General features: G+C 68.8%; 4 protein-coding genes. All 4 read right to left on the reverse strand.

The genetic code is table 11. The annotated features are described in order from the left end of the window. Positions 1 to 121 (reverse strand): crossover junction endodeoxyribonuclease RuvC (locus WH07_RS35165; protein WP_046509193.1); only part of this gene is annotated, 121 nt, incomplete at its 3' end. Positions 122 to 298: 177 nt separating this feature from the next. Beyond that, positions 299 to 1,051 (reverse strand): YebC/PmpR family DNA-binding transcriptional regulator, encoded by a 753-nt coding sequence (locus WH07_RS35170; RefSeq protein ID WP_046509196.1) that lies wholly within the window; start codon positions 1,049 to 1,051, stop codon positions 299 to 301. A gap of 102 nt (positions 1,052 to 1,153) precedes the next feature. Continuing rightward, on the reverse strand, positions 1,154 to 1,777 hold the full coding sequence (gene pdxT, locus WH07_RS35175) for a pyridoxal 5'-phosphate synthase glutaminase subunit PdxT (protein ID WP_046509198.1): 624 nt from the start codon (positions 1,775 to 1,777) through the stop codon (positions 1,154 to 1,156). Positions 1,778 to 1,785: 8 nt separating this feature from the next. Next, entirely contained in the window at positions 1,786 to 2,700 is a 915-nt protein-coding gene (gene pdxS, locus WH07_RS35180) for a pyridoxal 5'-phosphate synthase lyase subunit PdxS (RefSeq protein ID WP_046509200.1), read from the reverse strand. Positions 2,701 to 2,831: the final 131 nt, after the last annotated feature.

A 2,831-nucleotide genomic window follows, 5' to 3' on the forward strand; every position in this document is an offset into this window, starting at 1 on the left:
CGGCGTCGGTGGGCGTACGGACCACGCCCACCCCGAGCATCGTCAGCGGACGTCCCGCGGAGCCCTCGACGACGCCGACACCGCACCGGGTCAGTCCGGGGTCAATGCCCAGCACCCGCATCGTGCCCTCCCCTCGCTCCCACCCCGTGGTCGCCCCTGTGCCGCCACGGATGATCAGCGCTGCTCAGCACAGTAGCGGTCGGCACTGACAACGCGACGGGCCGGCGGAGTGGTGTTTCCGCCGGCCCGTTCGCTGAAGCCCTGTCAGGAGGCCGTGTCAGGCGTCCGGGAGGCCGTGTCAGGCGTCGACCTTCTCCATGACGTCGTCCGAGACATCGAAGTTGGCGAAGACGTTCTGGACGTCGTCGCTGTCCTCCAGCGCGTCGATCAGCTTGAAGATCTTGCGCGCGCCCTCCTCGTCCAGCTCGACCTGCATGGTCGGGACGAAGGTGGCCTCGGCGGAGTCGTAGTCCAGCCCGGCCTCCTGGAGCGAGGTGCGGACCGCCACCAGATCGGTGGCCTCGCTGAGGACCTCGAAGGACTCACCGAGGTCGTTGACCTCCTCGGCACCAGCGTCCAGGACGGCACCCAGCACATCGTCCTCGCCCAGTTCGCCCTTGGGGACGATCACAACGCCCTTGCGGTTGAAGAGGTACGAGACGGAGCCCGGGTCGGCCATGGAGCCGCCGTTACGGGTCATCGCGACGCGGACGTCGGAGGCGGCGCGGTTGCGGTTGTCGGTGAGGCACTCGATCAGGACGGCGACACCGTTCGGGCCGTATCCCTCGTACATGATCGTCTCGTAGTCGGCGCCACCGGCCTCGAGACCGGCTCCGCGCTTCACGGCCGAGTCGATGTTCTTGTTCGGCACGGAGCTCTTCTTCGCCTTCTGGATGGCGTCGAAGAGGGTCGGGTTGCCCTCGACGTCGGCGCCGCCCGTACGGGCCGCGACCTCGATGTTCTTGATCAGCTTCGCGAAGAGCTTGCCGCGCTTGGCGTCGATCACGGCCTTCTTGTGCTTCGTCGTAGCCCATTTAGAGTGGCCGGACATCTGCCTGTCTCCTTCGCGTAACCGGTTCTGCCTCTGTTCGGCAGAGATCCTACCGGGACGGACAAGCCCGCCCGTCACCCAGCCGCCGCCCCTCAAGGAGCGCTATCGCGCGCCCCTTCCGACGCGCCCCGGAGTCTCGGTGCGGACCATCTCGGTGAAAAGGCGGTGCAGCCGGTGGTCGCCCGTGAGCTCCGGGTGGAACGAGGTCGCCAGCGCGTTGCCCTGCCGTACGGCGACGACATGCCCTCCGTAGGAGGCGAGCACTTTCACCTCCGCGCCCACCGATTCCACCCAGGGCGCGCGGATGAAGACACCCTCGACGGGACCGCCCTCGACCCCGTCGACCTCCACGGCCGCCTCGAAGGACTCGTTCTGCCTGCCGAAGGCGTTCCTGCGGACGATCATGTCGATACCGCCGATGGTCTCCTGGCCCGAGCGGGGATCGAGGATCTTCTCGGCGAGCATGATCATCCCGGCGCAGGTGCCGTACACCGGCATCCCGTCCCGTACCCGGGCGCGCAGCGGGTCGAGCATTCCGAAGAGCGCGGCCAGCTTGGACATGGTGGTGGACTCGCCGCCCGGGATCACCAGGCCGTCGACCTCGGCGAGCTCCTCCGGGCGCCGGACGGTCCTGGCCTCGGCGTCCGCCGCGGCCAGGGCGCCCAGATGCTCCCGGACGTCGCCCTGGAGCGCCAGGACGCCGATCACAGGGGTGTGCGTGCTCATGGGTGGCGTTACCAGCCGCGCTTCGCGTAGTGCTCGGACTCCGGCAGGGTGTCGATGTTGATACCGACCATGGCCTCACCCAGATTCCGGGAGGCGTCCGCGATGATCTTGGGGTCGTCGTAGAAGGTGGTGGCCTTCACGATGGCGGCGGCGCGCTTGGCCGGGTCGCCCGACTTGAAGATGCCGGATCCGACGAAGACGCCCTCGGCGCCGAGCTGGCGCATCAGCGCCGCGTCCGCGGGGGTGGCGACACCGCCGGCGGAGAAGAGCACCACGGGCAGCTTGCCGAGCGCGGCGACCTCCTTGACGATCTCGTACGGGGCGCGCAGCTCCTTGGCGGCGGCGTACAGCTCGTTGTTGTCGAAGCCGCGGAGCCTGGCGATCTCGTTCTTGATCTGGCGCAGGTGGCGGACCGCCTCGACGACATTGCCGGTGCCAGCCTCGCCCTTGGAGCGGATCATGGCCGCGCCCTCGGCGATCCGGCGCAGCGCCTCGCCGAGGTTGGTGGCGCCGCAGACGAAGGGGGTGGTGAACGCCCACTTGTCGGAGTGGTTGACCTCGTCGGCGGGGGTCAGCACCTCGGACTCGTCGATGTAGTCCACGCCGAGGGACTGGAGGACCTGCGCCTCGACGAAGTGGCCGATCCGCGACTTGGCCATGACGGGGATCGAGACGGCCTCGATGATGCCCTCGATCATGTCCGGGTCGGACATCCGGGCGACGCCGCCGTCCTTGCGGATGTCGGCGGGGACCCGCTCCAGGGCCATCACGGCGACCGCGCCGGCGTCCTCGGCGATCTTCGCCTGGTCCGGGGTGACGACATCCATGATCACGCCGCCCTTGAGCTGCTCGGCCATACCGCGCTTGACGCGCGCGGTGCCGGTCTCGGCGGACTGAGGGGTGGTGGGGAGCGGGCTGGACACGAAGCGACCTCACTGGCTCACTGGCTGAAAAGGACGGGGAACTGCCGAATAAGGGAACGCCCCGGGTGCGGTCCACAGCAAGGGCCAATGAACAGGCGGTGGATCGTTCTCGACGCCGAGGGGCCGGGGCG

The organism is Streptomyces odonnellii (assembly GCF_000981895.1).
Taxonomy (GTDB): domain Bacteria; phylum Actinomycetota; class Actinomycetes; order Streptomycetales; family Streptomycetaceae; genus Streptomyces; species Streptomyces odonnellii.